This is a genomic window from Mameliella sp. LZ-28 (genome assembly GCF_012274245.1).
Taxonomy (GTDB): Bacteria; Pseudomonadota; Alphaproteobacteria; order Rhodobacterales; family Rhodobacteraceae; genus Antarctobacter; species Antarctobacter albus.
Genome location: NZ_JAANYX010000035.1, coordinates 305,272 through 326,544, shown reverse-complemented (window position 1 = coordinate 326,544; position 21,273 = coordinate 305,272). Strand labels below are relative to the sequence as shown.

Below are 21,273 nucleotides of genomic sequence, written 5' to 3'. Positions count from 1 at the left end.
GCAGATCAAGAAGCGCATGGCGGCAAGCCCCGGCTGGTTCACCAAGACCCGCGACCAGATCATGGGCGTGTCCGAGGAAACCACCACCGGCGTCAACCGCCTGTACCAGCTGGTGCGCGACGGCCAGCTGCCCTTCCCGGCGATCAACGTCAACGACAGCGTGACCAAGTCGAAGTTCGACAACAAGTACGGCTGCAAGGAATCGCTGGTCGACGGCATCCGCCGCGCCACCGACACGATGATGGCCGGCAAGGTCGCCGTGGTCTGCGGTTACGGCGATGTTGGCAAAGGCTCTGCCGCTTCGCTGCGCGGCGCCGGTGCCCGCGTGAAAGTGACCGAGATCGACCCGATCTGCGCCCTGCAGGCGGCGATGGACGGCTTCGAGGTGACGACGCTGGAAGACGTGGTGTCCAGTGCCGACATCTTCATCACCACCACCGGCAACAAGGACGTGATCCGCATCGAGCACATGCACGAGATGAAGGACATGGCGATCGTCGGCAACATCGGCCACTTCGACAACGAGATCCAGGTCGCCGCGCTGAAGAACCACAAGTGGACCAACATCAAGGAACAGGTGGACATGATCGAGCTGCCCAACGGGCACCGCATCATCCTGCTGTCCGAGGGCCGTCTGCTGAACCTCGGCAACGCCACGGGTCACCCGTCCTTCGTGATGTCGGCCTCCTTCACCAACCAGGTTCTGGCGCAGATCGAGCTCTACAAGAACGGCGACCAGTACGAGAACAAGGTCTACATCTTGCCCAAGCACCTGGACGAAAAGGTCGCCCGGCTGCACCTGGAGCGGATCGGCGTCAAGCTGAGCGAACTGTCCAAGGAGCAGGCCGACTACATCGGTGTGGCGCCCGAAGGCCCGTTCAAGCCCGAGCACTACCGGTACTGAGGGAGGTCGTGATGAGCAAAGGCGCACCGCATATCGTGGGCCTGGGCAATGCCCTGGTCGATGTCGTCGCCGCCGTGCCGCCCGAGGTGGTCAGAGGCCACGGTCTGACGCCGGGCGGGATGCATCTGGTTGAGGCCGAGTCAGCACACGCCCTGTTCAAGGAGGTCGGACCGGGTGTCCGCCAATCCGGCGGCTCGGTCGCCAATTCCATCGCCCATCTGGCCGAAACGCCGGTGCGGGGGACTTACATCGGCAAGGTTGCAGACGATGATCTTGGCAAGACCTTCCTCGAGGAAATGTTGGGCCTCGGGCTGGCTGCGCCGGTCGCAGTCGCGCGGAACGACGATCACGGGACCGGGCGCTGCGTGGTTCTTGTCACCCCCGACGGTGAACGGACGATGAGCACCTACCTGGGCGCAGCGACCACGTTGATGCCCTTCGAGGCACGCGCGGCGCTGCCGGAGGATTTCGATATTCTCTTCATCGAGGGTTATATTTGGGACGCGCCGCATGGCGCGGCGGTGATCGAAACGCTGTGCCAGGCGGCCAAGGCTGCCGGGGCCACCGTAGCGCTGACGCCCTCGGATGCAGGGTGTGTGGAGAGAAACATCGGTGTGATACGCAACACGGTCTCGCGCCATGTCGATGTCCTGATCGGCAACCATGTCGAAATCGGCGCGCTGGCTGGACGGGACGGCGCCGAGGCGGCGCTGGACTGGGCCATGTCCAAGGTATCCGTCGCCGCGGTAACCGAGCATGAGAAGGGTTCCTGGGTGGCCGATGCGGATGGTCGCCACCATTTGCCCGCGGCACCCGTCGGGCAGGTGGTCGATTCCACCGGTGCGGGCGACGCCTATGCCAGCGGCTTTCTGGCCGGACTGGCCCAGGGGCAACCCGTGGACCGCGCCGGTAGCATGGGCGCGCGGCAGGCGGCCAGTGTGCTGGGCCATTATGGCGCGCGCGACGGCGCCGCCGCCCGTGCCATCGCCCTTCCGGCGGCCTGAATCGAACACAAAAACGACCGGAGCGGTCCCGCCGCTCCGGCCCCCGGCGCAACGACCTCGGAGCGAAAACAGCTTTGTGACCGCGCAGTTCCTTGGCGTCTGTTCCTTCGCCGAGGCTCTTTCCTCTTGTTTTCCCGAACTTATTGCCTCGCTGCATAGATGAAACACCCGAGGGAGCAAACCAATCCGGCTCGCCAGGCCGTCCACATTGATGGGGCTTTCGCCGCGCCACGGGCGCGTGATGCCAGCGTTTCAATATTTCCGAGGGCAGCTTATCACGACAACCCTAGCCAAAAGCCTTTTGCGTTCGTGCGTGAAGGCAAGGGCAAAGCAATGCCCCCGAAAGACCGCAACCGGCCGCGTTGCGGGCGGCGAAGAACGCCGCCCGCTGCAATTCTCCGACTGGTCTCAGGGCAGGAAAGACAGTTCAAGGCCAGGTGCCGCACCGGTGATCACGAGGAGAATGAGACAGTAGCCCATGATGTCCTTGGCGAGAGAGGCCGGCAATTGCCAGCGCCGGCAGCAATCAAAACGGCTGGATCAGGTTGGTCCAGAGGCAGAGATCGCCGCTACGCTGGCGCCCATCCTGGCGAACGTCACGCCAGCCGACTTCGCATCGCCGCCGAACCTGTTCAGGCTGTTTGGCCCCCGAGCAAGTTCGCGCTGCAAGGGGCCAATGTCCGCCGAAACTTCAACCGCAATATCACCGACGGTCGTTGCCATTGGTGACCTCCTTTTCGAGTTGCTCAAGAACCTCTGCCGCCAGCCGGGCGATTTCGTTGCCAGTGGCAATCAGACCCAGCATTGAGACTGCCGGATCTGTTCCGAAACGTCGGCAATCGGCCAACGTGCCGTCCGCGGCGGTTTGCACTGCGACCGAACAGGCAGTCGAAATGAACTCATTGCTTTTCATGGTCGTCTCGCCTTTTCCGAATAAAGGTCAGTTATATTTCCCCACCTCGCATTTGGACGTACGACCCCCACTCGCTCCTGCTCCCATCAATGCCAAGGATGATCCTTGAGCCTTAGGACAGGTCCGACGCTTCCTGGCTCCGTAGACGCGCGCTGCCCCGTATCGGGGGGCCGGTCGCCTGCCTCGCTTGGCCTGTGCCGGTGGGTTTGTTGGCGCGCTTGTGGTGATGCCAGTCGGAACCGCTTGCCACCGGGCCGAGTGAGAGCCCCGGAGCGTCATTCCCTCTGCTGTCGCGCAGAGGTCAGAAGCGCGGATGGAGCGGCCCCTTGGCGTGAGGTGCCCCGTGTTCCGGGTGTGCTCGTTGCCAGGGGACTAAGTGATGCCTGCCAATGCCGGAGCCATCCGACGGCGGCACGACAGGTCATCACCCGATGGCGGGGCATTCCTCCTCTTCATTGCCATGCGCGAACAACTCGGCAACGAGACGGCGCATCATGGACAGTTGTTTCCGGGAAGGGCGCCAGTTGCGGCGCCCGGATTGCCGGAAACTGTCCCGCGTCTTGAATGCATTCGATCCCGGCAGCGCCTGCACGCGCTCCGGGGTTTTCCTTTGCTTCGGAGCGGTTTACTTGCCCCGAAAATTTCAATTGCTTTTCAATGAGGGGCGCGCGGGCCGGTTTCGCGTCGCTCCCTTTGTTTCCCTGGGTTTTAAGGCGTCCTTCAGGGATCGCCACCGGGATCACGCGTGATCCAGACCAGTTGGCTCGGCTCAGCCGGCGTAGTCCTCGTCCGAGACTTTTTCAATCCATGTGACCGGCGTGCCGTCGATGCTTTCCTGCATGGCGATATGCGACATGGCGTTTTCCGGCCCGGCGCCGTGCCAGTGGCGCTCTTCGGCGGGAAAAAAGGCCAGATCGCCTGCGGTGACTTCCTCGACCGGGCCGCCTTCGCGCTGCACGCGGCCACGGCCGAAGGTGATGATGATGGTCTGGCCTGCGGGGTGGGTATGCCATGCGGTGCGGGCGCCTGGTTCAAAGGTCACATGCGCGCCGCCGGTGCGTCCCGGGGCATCAGCCTGGAACATCGGGTCGATCCGCACGGTGCCGATGAAATACTCCTCGGGACCTTTGGTAGAGGGCGTGCTGCCGGCGCGGATGATTTTCATGGCAGGTCTCTTGTGATGGCTGCGTCCCGGGCTGCCGGGTCATTCGCAAGTTGGCGATGCTTGCCGGGGTGTACAACCTTGTCCTGCCTCATGCGGGACATGAACCTTGTGCATTATTCGAATTGGCCCGATGCCGCTGCGCTGCCGAAGGTGCAGCCGGTCACGGTCTGGCCGGTCCGAAGGCAATGAATGTCGCGCCCGGCACTGTCTTCGCAGACGACGGTCCGGGCATAAACCCGGGGACTGCCGCCTGACAGGCGACAGTCCTTCGAGAAATCCGTGATGCTGTAGGCCGGGCCGTTCACGGGCCAGAGGGTCAGGGCGGCGACGGCGAGATGGGTCAGCATGATGTGGGTCCTTTCCTTTCAGGTCCGGAAGCGGGGCCGCGCTCAAAAGCGCACGGCCTCGCACAGGACGTCGGCGAAGTTCAGGCCGGCGCAATTGGCGGCAAGCATCGCCGGTTCGGCGTGGGCGGGGGCCAGGGCGGCCAGTCCGCAGGCAAGCGTCGCGGCAAGGGCGAGGGGCAGGTGAGAGATCAGGCGTGTCATGTCAGTGTCCTCGAAAGCGGGGGCCGTGCCTGCCACCTAGCGGTGGCAGGTCCAGGAATAGGGATCGTTGCGGTTGCCGTAGGAGGCCTTGGGCAGCCCGTGCTGTTCGCGGCAGGCGGTCGAGACCGAGATCCCCCAGCGGTTGTGCTGACCAGAGGCGCAGACCCAGTCCAGGGCGGTCTTGCCGACCAGCTTGGCACGGGCGCTTTGACCGAAGTGCTTCTTGCAGTAGCGCGTCAGGTCGACGCCGGGGGCCTTAGGGCGCGGCTTGTAGCAGTACCAGGAATAGGGATCGCCGGCCGAGGTATAGCGGGATTTCGGCAGGCCGTGCTGATCCTGGCAGGCGCGGTTCACCGAGATACCCCAGGTCTGCGTCGGCGACTTGTAGCACTTCCACGCCAGCGCCGAATAAGAGGTCAGCCGGGCATCGGCGCGATGATATTTCTGGCAGTATTCCTGCAGGTCGGGGCGCTTGGCCTGGACGTTCAGGGGGCTGGCATCGGCCACGGTGACGATGCCGCTTTCCAGCGAGGCGATGGTCATCACGAGGGTAAGTGCCTTTTTGAAGGTATTCATTGTTCGTAATCCTTTGATCGTGCTCCGGCGCCGTGTTCCGATATGTGCAGGGGGCTGGCGTCGTTGCGTTTCGGTGAAATCGTTTTGCGGGTCCGGCCGCTGAAATGTCCTGACGGACCCGGTGAAATGACCCGAAACCACCCGAAATCCCCTGAAATCCGGCAAAAATGACCTGAATCCCGGATGAAACCGTGTAACCTGAGCCGACTGGGCCATGATGTGTCGCCCTCGAACTTGCTGCGGAGAACCGGCGCCGATGACTGCGCAAGAGGTCATTTACTTCGACGAACGGAGCCGGACCGTGCGGCTTGGGGATGGCGAACCTGTGGCGATCCGGGCCAAGAGCTTTGCCGCCTTCATGACCCTGTCCCGGGCCTACCCCGGGCAAGTGTCCAAGGACGTGCTGATCGAAGAGGTCTGGGGTGGGGCGGCGGTGTCGGATGACAGCATCACGCAGGCGATCTCGACCATTCGCCGCGCCCTGGGGGACAAGGATCATGCGCTGCTGCAGACGAACCCCGGAACGGGCTATTGCCTCATGGTTCCGGCTTTGCCCGAAGGGGCTGTGCCTGCCGCACCGGAGGATGCGGGCGCGGCGCGCCCGTCCCGGCGACCGCCGCCTTGGGCGATCGCGGGCGTTCTGGCGCTGGTGCTGGTGGTCGGCGCGGGGACTTTCACGCTGTTCGGGCGCGCCTCCGGACCTGCCCCCTCGATACAGCCTCAGGGTGAGGGCCCGGCTGTGGCCGTTCTGGGCTTTGACGTGCTCGGCGACGCGCCGGACCTGCAGACGTTTTCCCGCGGTCTGCAAAGCGACATCATCGTGGCGCTGAGCGAGCTCGACACCGTGTCCGTGCTGGCGCCCTCTGTTCTGGACACAGGGCCAGACCCGGGGCAGGCGCCGCTGCGGGCCTATGCCTCGCACGGGGCGCGGTTTGTCGTGGGTGGGACCGTTCAGCAGTCTGGGGCCGGGCTGCGCATTTCCGGCCATCTCATCGACACGAGCACCAGCCAGATCGTCTGGGTCCGGCGCTGGGACGGCCCAAGGGAAGACCTGCAGACCTTGCAGGACGACGTGGTCGCGACCCTTGCCAATGAGCTGGCAAACCCCTGGAGCGGCCAGATTACCGGGCTGGGCACGGGCCTTGTCGGCGTCCCACCCGAGGACGCCAGCCCCGAGGCGCATATCCAGTTGGGTGGGCATCGGTTCACCGCTTTCAACGGTCCGGCCTTCACCGAGGCCGAGCGCCACTTTCGCGCCGCGCTTGAAATCGAGCCTGGCAATGCCGAGGCCTGGGCCGGCCTGTCCTTCGTGCTGGGCGCGATGATCCCGCTGGTCAGGGGAGACGAGGCAAAGGCCCTGCGCGATGCGCGCGCCAACAGTGGCCGCCAAGCCTATCACCTTGGCGAGGGATCGGGCCGGAGCCTTCTGGCGGGAAGCTGGACGGCGGCCTTGCGCGGCAACCGGACCGAGACGCTGCGCCGGCTTCGTGAGGCAGCGGACAAGCTGGCAAGCGATGCTGACGGGCTGGCCCTGGCCTCGATCCAGGGGGTTTTGACCACCGAGCACTACGCCGAAGCCGCCCGGTGGGGCGCACGCGCGTTGGAGATGAAGGGCGATGCGGCGCCGGACTGGTACAATCTTGGTCCTGCTTTCGCGGCAGTATTCCAGGGCGATACCGAGGCCGCGCGGAACTTCCTGCACCGGGCGCCGCCGGGCTATCCCCCGGTACTTGCCCTGCTGTCTGGCCTTGAGGCCGGTCGCGGGCAACCGGACCGGGCGGTCGAGACCGCCGCGCGGCTGCGCATGCTGCACAATGACTTTACCGTCGAGGGCTATCTGGAGGCCGAGCTTTTCTACCCGGAAAGCAAGCGCGAAACGCTGCGCGCGCTGCTGTCTGCCTCCGGTGTCCGGATGCGTTGAGGTCCCGGTCCGGCATTCGTGATGGAGCGGCTGTGGATTTCAGGGCGGACGCGTGGTTGAGTGTGGCCGGCAGTCGGATCGGTTCAACTCCGGTTTAGACATCTGCCCTACGATGGAGAGAACCCCGCGCTGTCGGAGGCGCGGAGGTATCCACCCAACACGGCCGGAATTCCCCCGGCCCAACAGATGAGTCGAGACTTTTCCAATGAGCTTCAGAACGTTTTTCCCAGCGGCCCTCCTGCTTTGCATCGCCCAGCCCGCCCTGGCCTACGAATGGTCCCATTCCGTCCCGAATGTCTATGGCAAGGGCGACTGCGAGCTGACCCTGGTGGATGCGGATGCCGACGTCTTTTTCAAGATTGTCTACGATGCCAAGTCGCAATCCCGGCGTCCTACGGACGACCACGAGATCCGCATTACCCTGATGGCGCCGAAAACCGCTTTTCACGACAGCGCGGTTTCCGAACCCGGCGGCGCGCTGAACCACGGCGATGTGCGCGCGACCTGGACCGAAACGCTGGACTACGCGGCAGCGCATCGTTTCGTGACCTGGATCTACAACGAAATCAACGTACGTCAGGCGGGCGACGGTCGCCGGTTCATGTCCCATGTTTCGGATTACGTCTTTCCCTTGCCCGGTTTCGATGGCCCCTTCGAGGAATTCGCCGCCTGCGCCCGCATGCACCGCGAGGGGATGCCCAAGGCCCCGGTCATCGCACCCGCAAAACCAGGCGAACCTGGCTACGACGGGTACTGACAGGCACAGGTGCGGCGGACCGCTCGGTCTTGCACAGACCGAGGGGGCCGCCATGCCTTTCGGGGGCGTTTTCCGGCGCCTAGTTCGGCCCAATTGAACACCCGAAAATGTCCTGCCCTGCGCTGTTTCGGCGCCCTTCCAAAGATTGATCCCTCGCGCACCTTTTTCTACCTTTGCGGCACCAAGGGCAGGACGCCTGCAAGGAGGCGTGGCATGCGCGCGAAACAAAAAGCCTTTGCCTACGGTGGTTTGCCAGAATGCCGGTTGTGCCCGGTACGTGCCGTGGGTGTATGTGCCGGTGCGGGCGCGGCGGATCTGCCTTCTCTTGCGCGCGGCAAGACCTATCGCAGTTTCGCGCCCGGAGACCGGATCGCGCTGGCCGGATCGGAACTGGTCGAGGTGGCGACCATGTTGAGCGGGCTTGCCACGATGAGCCGGACACAAGAACGCGGCACCCGGCAGATCGTCTGTCTCTTGCAGCCGGGCGACCTGATCGGCCAACCCTGGCGCGACAAGGTGACATTCGATGTCGAGGCGCTGACCCATGTCGAGACCTGCGCCTTTCGGGCCGACGTCTTCGAGGATCTGCTGGAGCAGGTCCCGGGGATGCGGGCCAGCATGATGGAAAAGGCGCTGGACGACCTGGACGCCGCGCGGCGCTGGCTGGGGGTTCTGGGCCACAGGACCGCGCGGCAGAAACTGGCCAGCCTGCTGGTCCTGCTTGCCATGCGCCAGGCCGCGCAGCCGCCGGACAACGGCTGTGTCGTCGACATGATGCTGAGCCGGGAACAGGTGGCCGACCTCCTGTCCATGACCTTCGAGACCGTGTCGCGGCAGATTGCGGGGTTGGTCCGCGATGATTTGATCCGTCCGCTGACTCGGCGTGTCTTCGAGATTCCGGACCTGCGTGCGCTGATGGTGGCCTCGGGCGACGATGCGGATGGGGGGCCCTACCAGGCCTGATCCGCCTGCTGCACGGATATGAAGGTTGCACAAGCAACGGGCAGACTGCACAGTTTCCCCCAATAAAGAGGCAGTTGCCTGTTTCGTCGGCACGGGGCGCGCCAGTTGCGTTCCTCTTGCCCGCGGGCTGCAGCAGTCTCGCGTCCGGTTGCCAACAGGGAGAGACCAATGATCAAACAGACCTTCGCGGCCCTTGCCGCGACCGTCGCGCTGTCCGGTGCGGCACTTGCGGAGACCGCCGTGCCCTTTGCGCTGGACTGGAAGTTCGAGGGCCCTGCGGCGCCCTACTTCGTCGCCATCGACGATGGCTATTTCGGCGAACAGGACCTCTCGGTCGAAATCTCCGCAGGTCAGGGCTCGCTCGACGCAATCCCGAAGGTGGCGACAGGTGCCTTTCCGGTGGGCTTTGCCGACATCAACTCGCTGATCAAGTTCCTTGACCAGAACCCCGGCGCGCCGGTGACGGCGGTCATGATGATCTACGACAAGCCGCCCTTTGCCGTGGTGGGCCGCAAATCGCTGGGTGTCGAGGCGCCGAAGGACCTCGAAGGCAAGGTGCTGGGCGCGCCGCCGCCGGATGGCGCCTGGGCGCAGTTCCCCGCCTTCGCCTCGGCAAACGACCTGGACATGTCCAAGATCACCGTCGAACCGGTGGGCTTCCCCACGCGTGAGCCGATGCTGGCCGAAGGCAACGTGGCCGCGATCACCGGCTTTTCCTTCTCGTCCTACCTGAACCTCGTGCGCCTTGGCGTGCCGGAGGACGACATCTCGACCATCCTGATGGCCGATCACGGCCTGCAGCTCTATGGCAACGCGATCATCGTCAACACGGACTACGCCGCCGAGAACCCCGAGATCATCACCGGCTTCCTGACTGCCATCGCGGCAGGCTGGAAAGACGCCATTGCCGATCCGGCGGGCGCCATCGAAAGCCTGATGACGCGCAACCCTGCCGCCGACGCGGACCTGGAACAGCGCCGCCTGCAACTGTCGATCGACGCCAACGTGCTGACCGATTTCGCCGAAACCAACGGCATGGGCGGCATCGACCCGGCCCGCCTGGACGTGGCGTTGGAGCAGTTGGCCGAGACCTACGAGTTCCAGAACGCGCCCGACGCATCGCTCTATTTCACCGACGCCTACCTGCCGGATGCCGCGGCACGGATGCTGAAGTGATCGACTGACCCGGCCCGCGGCGCAGCCTCTGCGCCGCGGGTTTCTTGTGCAAGGAGCGCCGCGTGTCGCAACCGCTGATCGAGATCAAGGGCGTCAGGCACGCCTACAAGACCCAGGCCGGGCCGCTGCCGGTGCTGGACGGGCTGGAACTGAGCGTGCCCGAAGGCGGCTTTGTCGCCGTTGTCGGCCCGTCGGGCTGTGGCAAATCCACTCTGACCCGGCTGGTCGCCGGCCTGATGAAGCCCGACGAGGGCGAGGTCTGGTTGCATGGAGAGCGGGTCAAGGGGCCGCGTTCGACCGTGGGCATGGCCTTTCAGAACCCGGTCCTGCTGGAATGGCGGACGATTCTGCAGAACGTCATGCTGCCGCTGGAAATCGTCTCGACGAAGATGAACAAACGCGAGCAGGAAGACCGCGCGCGGCACCTGCTGGCGCTGGTGGGCCTGGAAGGGTTCGAGGACAAGCGGCCCAGCGAACTGTCGGGGGGCATGCGTCAGCGCGCGTCCCTGTGCCGGGCCATCGTGCACAAGCCAGAGGTGCTTATCCTCGACGAACCCTTTGGCGCGCTCGATGCCTTCACGCGCGAAGACCTCTGGCAGACCATGCACAAGGTCAAGGCCGAGGAACCCTTTACCGGCGTGCTCATCACCCACGACCTGCGCGAGTCGATCTTTCTGGCCGACCAGGTGGTGGTGTTGTCCGGCCGTCCGGCGCGGACGCAATATGTCATGGACGTGCATCTGACCGGCGATCGCGACATCGAACATCTTTACACCCCCGAAAGCGCCGAGGCGTTGAACGTGTTGCGGCACCAGATCCAGATCGCCCAGGGGCGATCCCCGGCGGAGGCGGCACAATGACCCTGCAAAAGATCCTTGTCCCCATCGCCGCGATGATTGTCTTTGGCCTGTTGTGGGAACTGCTGGTCTGGGCCAACGGCTGGCCCAACTATGTCATGGCCTCGCCCTCGGACCTGCCACCGGCCTATGCGAAATACTGGAACCTGTTCCTGGTGATGGGCTGGCAGACGCTGTGGCGGACGGTGGTCGGGCTGGTGGTCGCGATCATCTTTGGCGTGCTCGTGGGCATGGTCATGGGGTTCTCGCGCGTGATGCGGGATGCGCTGTATCCCCTGCTGGTCGGGTTCAACGCGGTTCCAAAGGCAACGGTGGTGCCCATCGTCGCGCTGCTTTTCGTGGGCGCGCATGACTTCAACACGGTGCTGATCGCCTTCATGATCTCGTTCTTTCCGATTGCCGTCTCGGTCTCGATCGGCCTGTCGACGCTGGAGCCGGAATACCGCGACATCCTGCGCTCGCTGGGCGCCTCGCAGACCACGATCTTCTGGAAGATTGCCCTGCCCAAGACCCTGCCGGAATTCTTTGGCGCCCTGAAGGTGGCGGTGACGCTGGCCTTCATCGGCACCAACCTGATGGAAATCGTCTCGCCCCACGGGCGCGGGCTGGGCGCGCTCTTCGACAGTGGCAAGACCAACTCGGATTACCCGCTGATGTTCGCGGTGCTCATCGCGCTCGCGCTGATGGGGATCCTGCTTTACTACGTGGTCGTCGCGCTGGAGAAGGTCTTTGCCGGCTGGGCGGAGCGGACACCCGGGTGATCGACCGGTCGGCGGGACGGGACTGTTTGCGGCTGTGCCGCAAAGGCGCCCGCCCGCCGACCCGTCTTTGCGCTGCACGACACGCGGGCAATAAGGCCGGGCGCCGGGCCCGGCGGCTCAACCGGGACCGACCGCCTGACGGTTGGGCGTGATGTCGTCGGGACGACTGTGCAGCATCGCCGTCAACTCGTCCTGCAAACCCGCATGCGCAGGTCGATCAAAGAGGTTGTGCATCTCGTGAGGGTCCTGCGCGAGGTCGTACATCTCGCCCGCACCGCTTTGCAGATCCATCGTCAGTTTCGCGGTCCGCGTGCGCACCGTGCGCAGTGACAGCGGCACGCCCACGCGGTTTGCCAAAAGCTCCCATTCCATCATGGCATAGGGGCGCGGTGCGCCCTGCAGGACCGGGATCAGGGACTGTCCGTGCTGGGGCAGGGCAGGCGGGACCTGGGTCACCTCGTGGAAGGTGGCGGCAAGATCGAGGGTCGAGACCGGTTCGTCACAGGTCTGTCCCGCCGGAACGCCCGGACCGCGCATCAGGAATGGCACGCGTAGCAATCCTTCATAGGGCATCGGGCCTTTCAGGATCAGCCCGTGATCGCCCAGCCAGTCGCCGTGGTCCGAGGTGTAGACGACCAGCGTGTTCCCATCCGCTCCGATCTCGGCCAAGGCGCTCAACAGGCGGCCGACCTGCGCGTCGATGAAGGAGATCTGCCCGTAGGTGTTGGCGATGATCTGGCGCAGTTGCTGATCCGACTGGGGGGCGATCCGGGAATACTCCGACCGTACGCGGACCTCGTCGGCATCCCCCTTTGGCTTGTCCTCCAGGGCCGCGCGGTGCCACCAGGGGCGGTTGTCCAGATCGCGGGTGCGGTGCGGGGGCAGGTCGACATCTTCCGGGGCGTGCAGGCGGGACCAGGGTTCGGGGCAGTCGAACGGGTGGTGCGGATCGACGAAACTGACCCATGCGCAGAAGGGCCTGCCCGGGTCGCGCCCGTGGCGCAGCCAGTCGATGGCGCGATCCGCGGTCCAGGGGGTGTAATGCCAGTTGACCGGCAGTTGCGAATGCCAGGTCTGCGCGGCACCGGGGCGCGGCCCGGCCTGATAAAGCGCGGCGCGCTCTGCGCCCCGTCCGTCCGCGTAGAAGAAGTGTTCGTAATGCAGCCCGCGCGGCGGTTCCTGCGGCGGGTGGTTCGACGGCCCGCTCAGCATCATCTCGACATGGTCGAACCCCATGTAGGGGCCGAACCAGTCCGGGCCGTAATCGACCGAGGACAGCGCGCATTCCGGGCGCCCGGTCGGCTGTCGGGCGTCGTAGCTGGAGAAATGCGCCTTGCCGAAAAGTGCCGTGTCATAGCCTGCGCGTGCCAGTGTCCCGGCGAAGCCCGCCGTGCCGATGGCCTCGTCCAGGTCGATCCCGTTGTCGTGGACGCCGTGGGTCCGGCACAGCTGGCCGGTCAGGATCGAGGCTCGGGCGGGCTGACAGACCGGCGCGGGGCAGATGGCCGAAGTAAAGCGCGTGCCCTCTTGTGCCAGTTGATCCAGGTTGGGGGTGCGGACGCGCCGACCCGCGACGCCCAGGCAATCGGCGCGATGTTGGTCGGCGGTGATCAAGAGGATGTTGGGGCGGGTCATCAAGAGCCCTCCGAGGCCGGCTTGCGGAGGAAGAAGAGAATGACCAGCAGGCCCAGCAACAGGAAGACGACCGAAAGCGGGCTCTTGAACAGGAACAGCGGGTCGCCTCCGGACGCGGCAAAGGCCTGCCGCACCGTCTGTTCGAGGTTGCCGGCAAGGATGAAGGCGATCACGAAGGGCAGAACCGGCACCGCCAGCTTGCGCATGCCCCAGCCCAGGAAGGCAAAGCCCATCGCGAAGTAGAGCGCGGTGAAATCGGTTTCCTGGACGTAGATCGCGGTCAGGGTCAGCAGCAGGACGATCGGCATCAGCACGGGTTTCGGGATGCGGGCCATGACGCCTGTCGCGCGCATGATATGCCCCCCCACGATCCAGTTCAGCACGTTGGCCAGCATCATCGTGGTGAACAGGCCGAAGGCGATGACCAGTTCCGGGTTCACCTCGGCGGTGGAAAAGCGAAAGACCGAGGGGCCGGGATTGAAACCGCCGATGCTTTCGGCAGCAAGGATCAGGAAGACCGCGCCGACATTGCCCGGGATGCCCAGCGACAGCACCGGGATCAGGTTGGCGCCCGAAACGGAGCTGTTTGCGGCCTCGGTGGCGGCGACTCCTTCGGGGGTGCCCTTGCCGAACGGCACCGGCCCCTTGTGCATCTTCTGTCCGGTGGCGTAGCCCAGTGTCGCCGCCAGGGTCGACCCGATGCCGGGCAGTGCGCCGATGCCGGTTCCGATCAGTGCCGAGACCGAGATGAAGGGCATCAGCCGCCGCCGTTCCCCCCATGTCAGGCGGTTGTCGCCGGATTGCGGAGCCTCCCCGGCCGGACGGTCATCGCGGCGGTTGCGCCACATCTGTTCGAAGGAAAATAGCACTTCGCCCAGGATCAGTACGCCGAGTACGGCGGTGATCAGGGGAAAGCCGGTCGACAGAGTGTCGGTGCCCAGCGACAGCCGCGAATAGACGTCCTCGCCAGTGCCCACCGAGGCGATGAAAAGGCCCAGGAAGGCGGCGATCAGGCCTTTCATGGGGGAGGCGCCGACGACTGCCGCGACAAAGGCGAGGCTGAGCAGGATCAGTGCCGCCTTTTCACCGAAACCCAGGTAGGCCTCGACCACGATGGCCAGGAAGGGCGCGCAGGTGAACAGCACGAGGTCCGAGAATGTGTCGCCGGTGACCGAGGCGAAATGCGCCGTGCGCAGCGCCTTGCCCGCCTGGCCATTCCGGGCCATCGGGTGGCCGTCCAGCGTGGTCAGCATGGCGTCCGGCGTGCCCGGCGTGTTGAAGAGGATCGCGGGAACGGCGCCGCCCACGGTGGCGCCCTTCATCACGCCCACGAGAAATCCCAGGACCGGCAGCAAGGCATCCGGCGTGAAGCCGAAGACCGACAGAAGGATCGGCAGCGATACCGCCATGAGGAAGGGTCCGGCCAGTCCGGGCGTCGCGCCGCCGATGATGCCCAGAAGGAACCCGGCGGCGGTCATCAGGACGGTGATGGGAACGCCGATCCCAAGCACCTCGAAGGCCACGGGCCCGGCAAAGACAGCCAGCACACCGGCCCAGACATAGTCGAAGACCCCCATCAGAAATCCCCGTTCGGCGGCAGCAACAGCGTGTCAAAGGGGAGATCGAAAACCGCGATCAGCGCAGCCACGGCCAGCACGGCGATCAGCAGGCGACCGGCCCGCATCCGCCCTTCGAGCAGTGAGATCAGCCCGAAGACCAGCAGCGTGCCGCCAAGGGAGAATCCAAGGTACTTCCACGGGGCGGTGCCGCGCATCAGGCGATAGGTCGCGGGGGGATCGGTCTCTGGCCCGAACAGTGCCAGTGCCAGCGGCCCGGACCAGAACATCACCAGCCCGGACAGGGCCATCAGCGCGAAGACGGACAACAGGAAAAGGGCGGCATGGCGATCGAACGCCGGGCCACCCCGATCTGATGTCCCGCGTTCGAGCAAAGTGATCGCGACATGGACGGCAGCGCAGACCGCAATCCCCAGCGCCGCGAGCATCGGCAGCAGGGCGTCTCCGATATAGGTCTGGCGGCGGAACTCGTAGATCGGGGGTGTCTCGCTGTCGAGTGGCACCCAGACGGCGCCCGCCAGAAGGCCAAGCAGCAAGAGCACCGCTCCGAGGATCAGCTCTGTCTTTCGGTCCGGCATGGCGGTCTCCGACAGGTGCGGCCCGGACCTCGATGGATGCCCGGGCCGAGTGCGGTCATTTGGCGGATTCGGTCAGCAGCTCGGCATTGGCGTCGAAACTTTTCTGCATGTAGGCATCCAGCTCGGCGCCCTGGATCACCTCGGGGCCGGAAAACACCTTGCGGGTAAAGGCATTCAGCTTGCCGTCGGGATCGTTCAGCACCTCTGCGATCCGGACCTGCCAGGTTTCGCGCACTTCGGCGGGCAGGCCGTCTGGCGCCATCACCAGGAACTTGACGCCAAAGGTGTAGGGCATGTCGTAGGCGCTGAGCAGCGGCGCATCGGGCGAGACGTTCAGCGGCATGGCCTCGGCAGAGGCCAGGTTGACCACGTCCCCGGCCCTGACCGATGCAGTCTGCGCGCCCGCCGACCAGCCGATGTCGACGTCATCCGCGATCACCGCGTTCAGGCTGGCCTTGCCGCCGCCGGTCATCACGGTGGTGAACTGGATGCCGTTGCGCTTGGCCAGCACATAGGTTGCATCGGCGAGTTTCTGGCTCATGGCGCCAACGGTGATCGTCTCGCCGGACTTTGCCGCAGCGATCACGTCCGACAGGGTGCTCCACCCGCGATCGGACTTGGCGATGATGCCCATCTGGGTGCCGGTGATGGTCGACAGAAAGGTGAAGTCGGACAGGGTGTAAGCCGGGCTGCGCATGGTCTGCGGCGCGTATGCCGTGGCCTCTGTCACGGAAATCCCGATAGACAGCCCGTCCGCCGGTTCATCCTTGAGCGCAACGGCCATCGTGACACCGCCCTTGCCGGTGACGTTTTCGGGAATGATTTCCCAGCCGTGGCGGGTGTTCAGCTCCTCGGCCAGCAGGCGCCCCAGCGTGTCGGCGCCGCCCCCGGCTGAAAAGGCGATCATCATCTTGACCGGGCCTTGCGGCTCCCAGTCCTGGGCTGCGGCGGGCAGGGCGCCCAGCATCAGCGCGGCGCCGGCAAGCGCGGTCCTCAATCGTGCGAAAGTCATCCGGTTCTCCTCCTCAACCGTTCTCTTCTGGCAAGTCAGCCTTCGGGCACCGGCGTGGCGCCCGAGGGGCCTGTTTCATAGGCGGCCCGAGGGCCGCCGAACCGGGCCACAAGCCTGTCTTGGTCGGCCTTGGCGCGGGCATCCACCTCTGCCGGATCACAGTGATCCGACAGGATGTGTCGCAAAGACCTTTCGACAAGCTCAAATTCCGGATGGCCTGACAGATTACGGGTCTGCAGCGGGTCACGTTGCAGATCGAACAATTCCGCCGGGTAGCCGATGTAGTGATGATAGCACCACCGGCCATTGGCCAACATGAACCCGGCCGAGGGCGACATGACCGCGTGGTATTCGGACAGGACGACGCGGTCGGGGTCAGGTGCGGCGGCCGCGATGTCTTGCAGAGGGCGCCCGGTCCAGTCGGGATCGGGCGACAGGCCCAGCGCGGCGGTGATCGTCGGCGCGATGTCCAGCAAGCTGACGGCGGTCGTGACACGCCTGTCCGGGGCAAAGCCCGGACCCGCCGCGATCAGCGGAACCTGCGTGGATTCCCGGTACAGCGTGGACTTGCCCCACCGCCCGCGCATCCCCAGCTGCTCGCCGTGGTCTGAGGAATAAATGACCAGCGTGTCATCGGAGAGGCCGGCCGCCTCCAGCGCGTCCAGAACGCGCCCAATCTGGGCATCGACAAAGGTGCAGAGCGCGTAATAGGCGGCGATGGCCTCGCGCCGGCGATCATCATTGCCAAGCTGTGTGTCCGAATCCTCGATGCCGTTCATGCGTGCGACCCAGGGATGGGTCGGGAAGCCGTTGGCCGGGCGGACCGGCGGTAGGGGCATGTCCTTGGCCGGGTACAGATCAAGGTAGTTCTGTGGTGCGATCAGCGGGAAATGCGGCGCGACAAAGCTGACGAAAGCCGCCCAGGGGGACTCGTCCCGCGCCCGTTCGGACAGGAAACCCTCTGCCGCCTCTGCCACGTTCATGTCGTAGCGGTTGTATTTCGACAGGCCTGCGCCGATCCCGCCCAGCATCTCACCGCCGTGGGGGTGGTCGGGCAGGGGGTTGCGGACCGATCCCCAGACCTGCCCGATCCCGTGCTGGATGTGCATGGGCAGGATCTGCCGGTCAAACCCGGTCAGGTCGCTGTCGTCGCGGTAATGCAGCTTGCCGATGCTGGTCACGGGCACCCCGGCGGCCTGCAGGCGATGTCCCCAGGAGGGCACGCGCCCGTCGTAGGCGGTCGCGTTGTCCCAGTAGCCGGTCTGATGCACCGGCTGTCCGGTGGCCAGTGCGGCGCGCGCCGGCACGCAGATCGGGCTGGGCGTATAGGCGTTTTCGAACAGGGTGCCACGCTCGGCCAACCGGTCGAGATTCGGTGTCTGCACCACGTCGTGCCCCAGGCAGGACAGGGCCAAGGCCTGGTGTTCATCCGCCATCAGGAACAGGACGTTCGGCGTCTTGCGCATCTGTTGTCCCTCCCTCTGTCTTGGCGCCGTGGTTGTCTTGCTCGAATGATCGAGTAGAATAGCAATTACACGAATAATGTTGATTGAACAACAAATATAAGAGACATGCAACATGCGGCTTACATCGGCGGATCTCGAAGACCAGTTGCGCAAGGTCAGGGACCTTGAAGGGCGCCTGACCTTTCAGCTTGCGGTCCTGTCCCGGGCGCTCGACCATCAGGGGGCTGACCTGCTGCGCGATCAGCCGATCAACCTGACGGCCTATAGGATCCTCAACATCGTCGACACCTGGGGAACGATCTCGATCTCCGAGCTCAGCCGGACCTGCGGTATCGACCGGGGGCAGATCAGCCGGACGGCGGATGCTCTGGCAGGGCAGGGGCTGGTCCGCTTCCAGGATGACAGCGACAACCGCCGCAAGAAGCTGGTCGCGCTGACCGACGCGGGGCTGGCCAAGCTTGACGAGGTGCGCCCGCGCTTCCTGACCCGGAATCGACATCTTGAAGAGGCGCTGGGCCCCGAGGCGCTGGACGGTCTGCGGCTTGGATTGAAGCGCCTGTCGGAAGTGTTGGAGGATTGAAGCAGGCTTTCGGGCTTTTGCGCGCCGCGGCGCTGTGCCAATGATCCGCGCATGTCACATCCTGCGCACCCCTACCTGATCGCCGTGGACGGAGGCGGCTCTGGCTGCCGTGCGGTGGTGGCCAGTTACGAGGGGCGTATCCTGGGAGAGGGACGCGCCGGGCCGGCCAATGCGACCAGCGATCTTGTCCAGAGCATTGCCAACACGCGTGTCGCGATCGGCGCCGCGCTGGGTTCCGCCGGGCTGGAGGCGGAGGGCCGGGAACGTTTCGTGGCGCACCTGGGCCTTGCGGGCGCCCTGACTTCAGAGGTGACGTCGCGGATCACCCAGGAATGCGGCCTGCCCCATGTGACCGTGGGCGATGACCTGGAAACGGCACTGGCCGGCGCCCTGGGGTCTGGTGACGGCATCCTGGTTTCGGTCGGGACGGGATCGGTCATGGCGGGGCGCCGCAGCGGTGAAATCTCGCGGATCGGCGGCTGGGGCCTGCAGGTGTCGGACCAGGCGTCGGGGGCCTGGTTGGGGCGCGGGCTCATGGAACGGGTTCTGCTATGCCACGACGGGCTTGAAACGCATTCGGACCTTACTGCCTCCGTTTTGGCGGAATTCGGCGGGGCGCTGGAAATCGTGGCCTTTGCCACGGGCGCGACCCCGGGCGAATACGCGACATGGGCGCCGCGTGTCGTCGCCGCCGCGGATACCGATGCGCAGGCAGTGGCATTGATGACCGCAGGGGCGGCATACCTCGGGCGTGGCATTGGCGTGCTGGATCCTTCGGGGCGGGCGCCGGTTTGCCTGACCGGCGGGCTTGGGCCGGCGTACGGGCCGTATCTTCCCGATCTGCAAGGGCGCATCGTTCAGCCCCAAGGCACGGCATTGGACGGTGCCTTGCGCCTCGCGCGGGCATTCGCTGAACGTCGGACACGACCCGGCACCTAGCGTTCTGGTTGTGTTGGGTGTCGATCACGCGCTGCCGGAATCCGGCCTCGCATCCTAGCTGTATTCGCCCAGGGGTTGTTCGGGTTTGTCTGCTCGTGAGCCGTGGCACAGCGGGCGCCATTGACGGTGGGGACACGCGTGACGGTTCCGAGACCAGCAAAACGCGGCAGGATGGGTGGCCAAAGCCACGGCGGTGCATGGCTGCTCCCCAGAGCGGAACACAAGCACGCGATCCCAGGGCGAAAAGGGCTGACCAAGCGGCGCGAACTCCGCATGAGGCGTCGAGTGGATGTCAAGTGCTGTCGCGTTGACGCCCGGGAAACACGGGGAATGTGACAGATTCTTGTCCACTTTGCTGGTCAAAGTGGCAAAATGGGTTACAAACACTATTCTTTGCTCGGTTTGGGAGGTTGGTTTCATGGTCAAGGAAATTCGTATTTTCCGCTGCAGCTGCAATCATCAACTTCGCTATGGTGTGAGTTCGTGCAGCTATTGTTTTCGACCAACCCCGATCTGGAACCGCTGGTGGCTGCCACTTGTTCTGGTTGCGGTGATTGGCGCCGGGATCTGGTTGAACCAGCTCTGACCCGTGCTCGGCGGGATCCTGCCTGACACGCGGTTGCAGTTGGCCCGGGTGCCGGTCTAGCTTGCGCGCAACAATAGGGCAGGAGACAGGACATGCGCCTTTCCAGACGGGGTTTTGCACTGGGGGCTTCGGCGATCTGGCTGGGGGGATGCTTACCGGGTGGCGGGCTGCCAGAGGTGGCGCGACCCGACCCGGCGCTGGAACCGGGGCTGCGCCCGCAGCCCAATCCCGCCTACGATAGCTGGATCGCAGAGTTCCGGGCGCGCGCCCGGGACAGGGGGATCACGGAAACGACTTTGGACCGCGCGTTTCGCGGACAGGGCTTTCTGCCGGGCGTGATCGAACGTGACCGCAACCAGACCGAATTCAGCCGCACGCTGGAGGACTACCTGGCCATCGTCGCGCCAGAGGACAAGATCCGGTTTGGTCGGGGCGAGTTTGCCAGGCAGCGCGCTGCGCTGCAGAGGGTCGAGGCAGAGTACGGCGTTCCGGCCAAGGTCATGGCCTCGATCTGGGGGGTCGAAAGCTACTTTGGCACCAAGCGCGGCAAGATCCCGGTGATCTCGGCCACTTCGACACTGGCCTGGGAGGGGCGGCGCGGGCGGTTCTTCGAGTCGAACCTGATGGATGCCCTGCGAATCGTTCAGACCGGCGACGCCCGGCCAGAGCAGCTGGTGGGCAGTTGGGCGGGCGCAATGGGGCACACGCAGCTGATCCCGAACGCCTACCAGGAGCATTCGGTCGATTTCGACGGTGATGGTAAACGCGACATATGGTCGGACAATCCGATCGACGCGTTCGCCACCACGGCGCGGTTCCTGGCCCGCGCGGGATGGCGCAGGGGACAGCCCTGGGGCATCGAGGTCCGCCTGCCGCAGGGCTATTCCGGCCCTCTGGGGCGCAAGAACCGGGCGGCGGTTTCGCGCTTTCGCGAGTTGGGCGTGCGCCCGGCCCGGGGCGGTTCTTTGCCCGATCACGGTACTGCCGCGGTGCTGGCGCCGATGGGCGCGGGAAAGCCGGCCTTTCTCGTATTCCACAACTTCAACATGATCCTGCGCTACAACCCATCCGAGAACTACGGGCTGGCCGTCGGCTATCTTGCGGATCGGCTGGACGGAGCGGGGCCGCTGGTGGGCGACTTTGGCCGCGACAAGCACGGGCTGACGCTGGAGGATCGCAAGGCATTGCAACGCGGGCTGACGCGCGCCGGTTTCGACGCGGGCACCCCGGACGGGGTTATCGGCAAGAAGACCGAGGCGGCGATCACAGCCTACCAGCAGTCAAGGGGCCTGGCCGTGACCGGAGAGCCCTCGCGCGCCTTGCTGCAGGCGCTGGGCTGAAAACTGGGCGGCCCC

The 21,273-nt window shown here is 65.2% G+C and carries 21 protein-coding genes; 11 read left to right on the top strand and 10 right to left on the bottom strand.

All coding sequences use genetic code 11. The features are described from left to right. Together G9Q80_RS23775 and G9Q80_RS23770 are read left to right on the top strand one after the other, a co-directional pair. Positions 1-904: adenosylhomocysteinase (locus G9Q80_RS23775; protein WP_168246587.1), on the top strand; the 904-nt coding region annotated here is incomplete at its 5' end. Between the two features lie 11 nt (positions 905-915). Next, a complete protein-coding gene (locus tag G9Q80_RS23770; RefSeq protein ID WP_088715536.1) occupies positions 916-1,908 on the top strand; it encodes an adenosine kinase in 993 nt (330 codons plus the stop codon). 540 nt (positions 1,909-2,448) lie between these two features. Here the strand turns inward: G9Q80_RS23770 and G9Q80_RS23765 are convergent. From G9Q80_RS23765 to G9Q80_RS23745, 5 genes are all read right to left on the bottom strand, one after another. Then, a complete protein-coding gene (locus tag G9Q80_RS23765) occupies positions 2,449-2,631 on the bottom strand; it encodes a hypothetical protein (RefSeq protein ID WP_088715537.1) in 183 nt (60 codons plus the stop codon). Between the two features lie 959 nt (positions 2,632-3,590). Continuing rightward, on the bottom strand, positions 3,591-3,986 hold the full coding sequence (locus G9Q80_RS23760; RefSeq protein ID WP_088715539.1) for a (R)-mandelonitrile lyase: 396 nt from the start codon (positions 3,984-3,986) through the stop codon (positions 3,591-3,593). Positions 3,987-4,099: 113 nt separating this feature from the next. After that, positions 4,100-4,333: a hypothetical protein gene (locus G9Q80_RS23755; protein WP_074623648.1), complete on the bottom strand. Its 234-nt coding sequence runs from the start codon at positions 4,331-4,333 to the stop codon at positions 4,100-4,102. A gap of 42 nt (positions 4,334-4,375) precedes the next feature. After that, the gene (locus tag G9Q80_RS23750; protein ID WP_157903842.1) at positions 4,376-4,534 is read right to left on the bottom strand and encodes a hypothetical protein; all 159 of its coding nucleotides are present in this window, start codon (positions 4,532-4,534) and stop codon (positions 4,376-4,378) included. Positions 4,535-4,570: 36 nt separating this feature from the next. After that, entirely contained in the window at positions 4,571-5,110 is a 540-nt protein-coding gene (locus tag G9Q80_RS23745; RefSeq protein WP_043144900.1) for a hypothetical protein, read from the bottom strand. A 256-nt stretch (positions 5,111-5,366) separates the two neighbouring features. On the opposite strand from G9Q80_RS23745, the gene G9Q80_RS23740 reads away from it, so the two are divergent. The 6 genes from G9Q80_RS23740 to G9Q80_RS23715 all read left to right on the top strand — a co-directional run bounded on the left by G9Q80_RS23740 (position 5,367) and on the right by G9Q80_RS23715 (position 11,545). Next, on the top strand, positions 5,367-7,031 hold the full coding sequence (locus G9Q80_RS23740; RefSeq protein WP_157903843.1) for a winged helix-turn-helix domain-containing tetratricopeptide repeat protein: 1,665 nt from the start codon (positions 5,367-5,369) through the stop codon (positions 7,029-7,031). 205 nt (positions 7,032-7,236) lie between these two features. Continuing rightward, entirely contained in the window at positions 7,237-7,788 is a 552-nt protein-coding gene (locus tag G9Q80_RS23735; protein WP_088715541.1) for a hypothetical protein, read from the top strand. A gap of 213 nt (positions 7,789-8,001) precedes the next feature. Continuing rightward, positions 8,002-8,751, top strand: a complete 750-nt coding sequence (locus G9Q80_RS23730; RefSeq protein WP_088715542.1) for a Crp/Fnr family transcriptional regulator — start codon at positions 8,002-8,004, stop codon at positions 8,749-8,751. Positions 8,752-8,919: 168 nt separating this feature from the next. Next, positions 8,920-9,927: an ABC transporter substrate-binding protein gene (locus G9Q80_RS23725; protein ID WP_088715543.1), complete on the top strand. Its 1,008-nt coding sequence runs from the start codon at positions 8,920-8,922 to the stop codon at positions 9,925-9,927. Positions 9,928-9,989: 62 nt separating this feature from the next. Continuing rightward, positions 9,990-10,787, top strand: a complete 798-nt coding sequence (locus G9Q80_RS23720) for an ABC transporter ATP-binding protein (RefSeq protein WP_223306274.1) — start codon at positions 9,990-9,992, stop codon at positions 10,785-10,787. Continuing rightward, entirely contained in the window at positions 10,784-11,545 is a 762-nt protein-coding gene (locus tag G9Q80_RS23715) for an ABC transporter permease (RefSeq protein WP_043144904.1), read from the top strand. The genes G9Q80_RS23720 and G9Q80_RS23715 overlap by 4 nt, the downstream gene beginning before the upstream one ends. A 117-nt stretch (positions 11,546-11,662) precedes the next feature. Here the strand turns inward: G9Q80_RS23715 and G9Q80_RS23710 are convergent, their stop codons facing one another. The 5 genes from G9Q80_RS23710 to G9Q80_RS23690 are packed head-to-tail and all read right to left on the bottom strand — an operon-like array spanning position 11,663 to position 17,813. Continuing rightward, on the bottom strand, positions 11,663-13,180 hold the full coding sequence (locus tag G9Q80_RS23710) for a sulfatase-like hydrolase/transferase (RefSeq protein ID WP_088715544.1): 1,518 nt from the start codon (positions 13,178-13,180) through the stop codon (positions 11,663-11,665). Continuing rightward, positions 13,180-14,757 carry a tripartite tricarboxylate transporter permease gene (locus tag G9Q80_RS23705; protein ID WP_088715545.1) on the bottom strand — a complete coding sequence of 526 codons (1,578 nt, stop codon included), beginning with the start codon at positions 14,755-14,757 and terminating at the stop codon, positions 13,180-13,182. Before G9Q80_RS23705 ends, G9Q80_RS23710 begins: the two co-directional genes overlap by 1 nt. Further along, positions 14,757-15,335 carry a hypothetical protein gene (locus G9Q80_RS23700; RefSeq protein ID WP_088715546.1) on the bottom strand — a complete coding sequence of 193 codons (579 nt, stop codon included), beginning with the start codon at positions 15,333-15,335 and terminating at the stop codon, positions 14,757-14,759. The genes G9Q80_RS23705 and G9Q80_RS23700 overlap by 1 nt, the downstream gene beginning before the upstream one ends. 55 nt (positions 15,336-15,390) lie before the next feature. Further along, the gene (locus G9Q80_RS23695) at positions 15,391-16,347 is read right to left on the bottom strand and encodes a Bug family tripartite tricarboxylate transporter substrate binding protein (RefSeq protein ID WP_088715547.1); all 957 of its coding nucleotides are present in this window, start codon (positions 16,345-16,347) and stop codon (positions 15,391-15,393) included. A 35-nt stretch (positions 16,348-16,382) separates the two neighbouring features. Beyond that, a complete protein-coding gene (locus tag G9Q80_RS23690) occupies positions 16,383-17,813 on the bottom strand; it encodes a sulfatase family protein (protein ID WP_088715548.1) in 1,431 nt (476 codons plus the stop codon). A 112-nt stretch (positions 17,814-17,925) separates the two neighbouring features. Between G9Q80_RS23690 and G9Q80_RS23685 the strand changes: the two genes are divergently transcribed. The 3 genes from G9Q80_RS23685 (at position 17,926) to G9Q80_RS23675 (ending at position 21,258) form a co-directional block, all read left to right on the top strand. Further along, on the top strand, positions 17,926-18,393 hold the full coding sequence (locus G9Q80_RS23685) for a MarR family winged helix-turn-helix transcriptional regulator (protein WP_069208178.1): 468 nt from the start codon (positions 17,926-17,928) through the stop codon (positions 18,391-18,393). A 51-nt stretch (positions 18,394-18,444) separates the two neighbouring features. Beyond that, a complete protein-coding gene (locus G9Q80_RS23680; protein ID WP_088715549.1) occupies positions 18,445-19,332 on the top strand; it encodes a glucosamine kinase nucleotide-binding domain-containing protein in 888 nt (295 codons plus the stop codon). Between the two features lie 678 nt (positions 19,333-20,010). Continuing rightward, positions 20,011-21,258, top strand: coding sequence for a lytic murein transglycosylase (locus G9Q80_RS23675; protein ID WP_088671209.1), 1,248 nt, complete (start codon positions 20,011-20,013; stop codon positions 21,256-21,258). Positions 21,259-21,273: the final 15 nt, after the last annotated feature.

Coding starts and splice junctions, on each gene's coding strand:
- G9Q80_RS23770 (WP_088715536.1), top strand. CDS start 916: ATGAGCAAAGGCGCACCGCATATCGTGGGCCTGGGCAATGCCCTGGTC.
- G9Q80_RS23765 (WP_088715537.1), bottom strand. CDS start 2,631: ATGGCAACGACCGTCGGTGATATTGCGGTTGAAGTTTCGGCGGACATT.
- G9Q80_RS23760 (WP_088715539.1), bottom strand. CDS start 3,986: ATGAAAATCATCCGCGCCGGCAGCACGCCCTCTACCAAAGGTCCCGAG.
- G9Q80_RS23755 (WP_074623648.1), bottom strand. CDS start 4,333: ATGCTGACCCATCTCGCCGTCGCCGCCCTGACCCTCTGGCCCGTGAAC.
- G9Q80_RS23750 (WP_157903842.1), bottom strand. CDS start 4,534: ATGACACGCCTGATCTCTCACCTGCCCCTCGCCCTTGCCGCGACGCTT.
- G9Q80_RS23745 (WP_043144900.1), bottom strand. CDS start 5,110: ATGAATACCTTCAAAAAGGCACTTACCCTCGTGATGACCATCGCCTCG.
- G9Q80_RS23740 (WP_157903843.1), top strand. CDS start 5,367: ATGACTGCGCAAGAGGTCATTTACTTCGACGAACGGAGCCGGACCGTG.
- G9Q80_RS23735 (WP_088715541.1), top strand. CDS start 7,237: ATGAGCTTCAGAACGTTTTTCCCAGCGGCCCTCCTGCTTTGCATCGCC.
- G9Q80_RS23730 (WP_088715542.1), top strand. CDS start 8,002: ATGCGCGCGAAACAAAAAGCCTTTGCCTACGGTGGTTTGCCAGAATGC.
- G9Q80_RS23725 (WP_088715543.1), top strand. CDS start 8,920: ATGATCAAACAGACCTTCGCGGCCCTTGCCGCGACCGTCGCGCTGTCC.
- G9Q80_RS23715 (WP_043144904.1), top strand. CDS start 10,784: ATGACCCTGCAAAAGATCCTTGTCCCCATCGCCGCGATGATTGTCTTT.
- G9Q80_RS23710 (WP_088715544.1), bottom strand. CDS start 13,180: ATGACCCGCCCCAACATCCTCTTGATCACCGCCGACCAACATCGCGCC.
- G9Q80_RS23705 (WP_088715545.1), bottom strand. CDS start 14,757: ATGGGGGTCTTCGACTATGTCTGGGCCGGTGTGCTGGCTGTCTTTGCC.
- G9Q80_RS23700 (WP_088715546.1), bottom strand. CDS start 15,335: ATGCCGGACCGAAAGACAGAGCTGATCCTCGGAGCGGTGCTCTTGCTG.
- G9Q80_RS23695 (WP_088715547.1), bottom strand. CDS start 16,347: ATGACTTTCGCACGATTGAGGACCGCGCTTGCCGGCGCCGCGCTGATG.
- G9Q80_RS23690 (WP_088715548.1), bottom strand. CDS start 17,813: ATGCGCAAGACGCCGAACGTCCTGTTCCTGATGGCGGATGAACACCAG.
- G9Q80_RS23685 (WP_069208178.1), top strand. CDS start 17,926: ATGCGGCTTACATCGGCGGATCTCGAAGACCAGTTGCGCAAGGTCAGG.
- G9Q80_RS23680 (WP_088715549.1), top strand. CDS start 18,445: ATGTCACATCCTGCGCACCCCTACCTGATCGCCGTGGACGGAGGCGGC.
- G9Q80_RS23675 (WP_088671209.1), top strand. CDS start 20,011: ATGCGCCTTTCCAGACGGGGTTTTGCACTGGGGGCTTCGGCGATCTGG.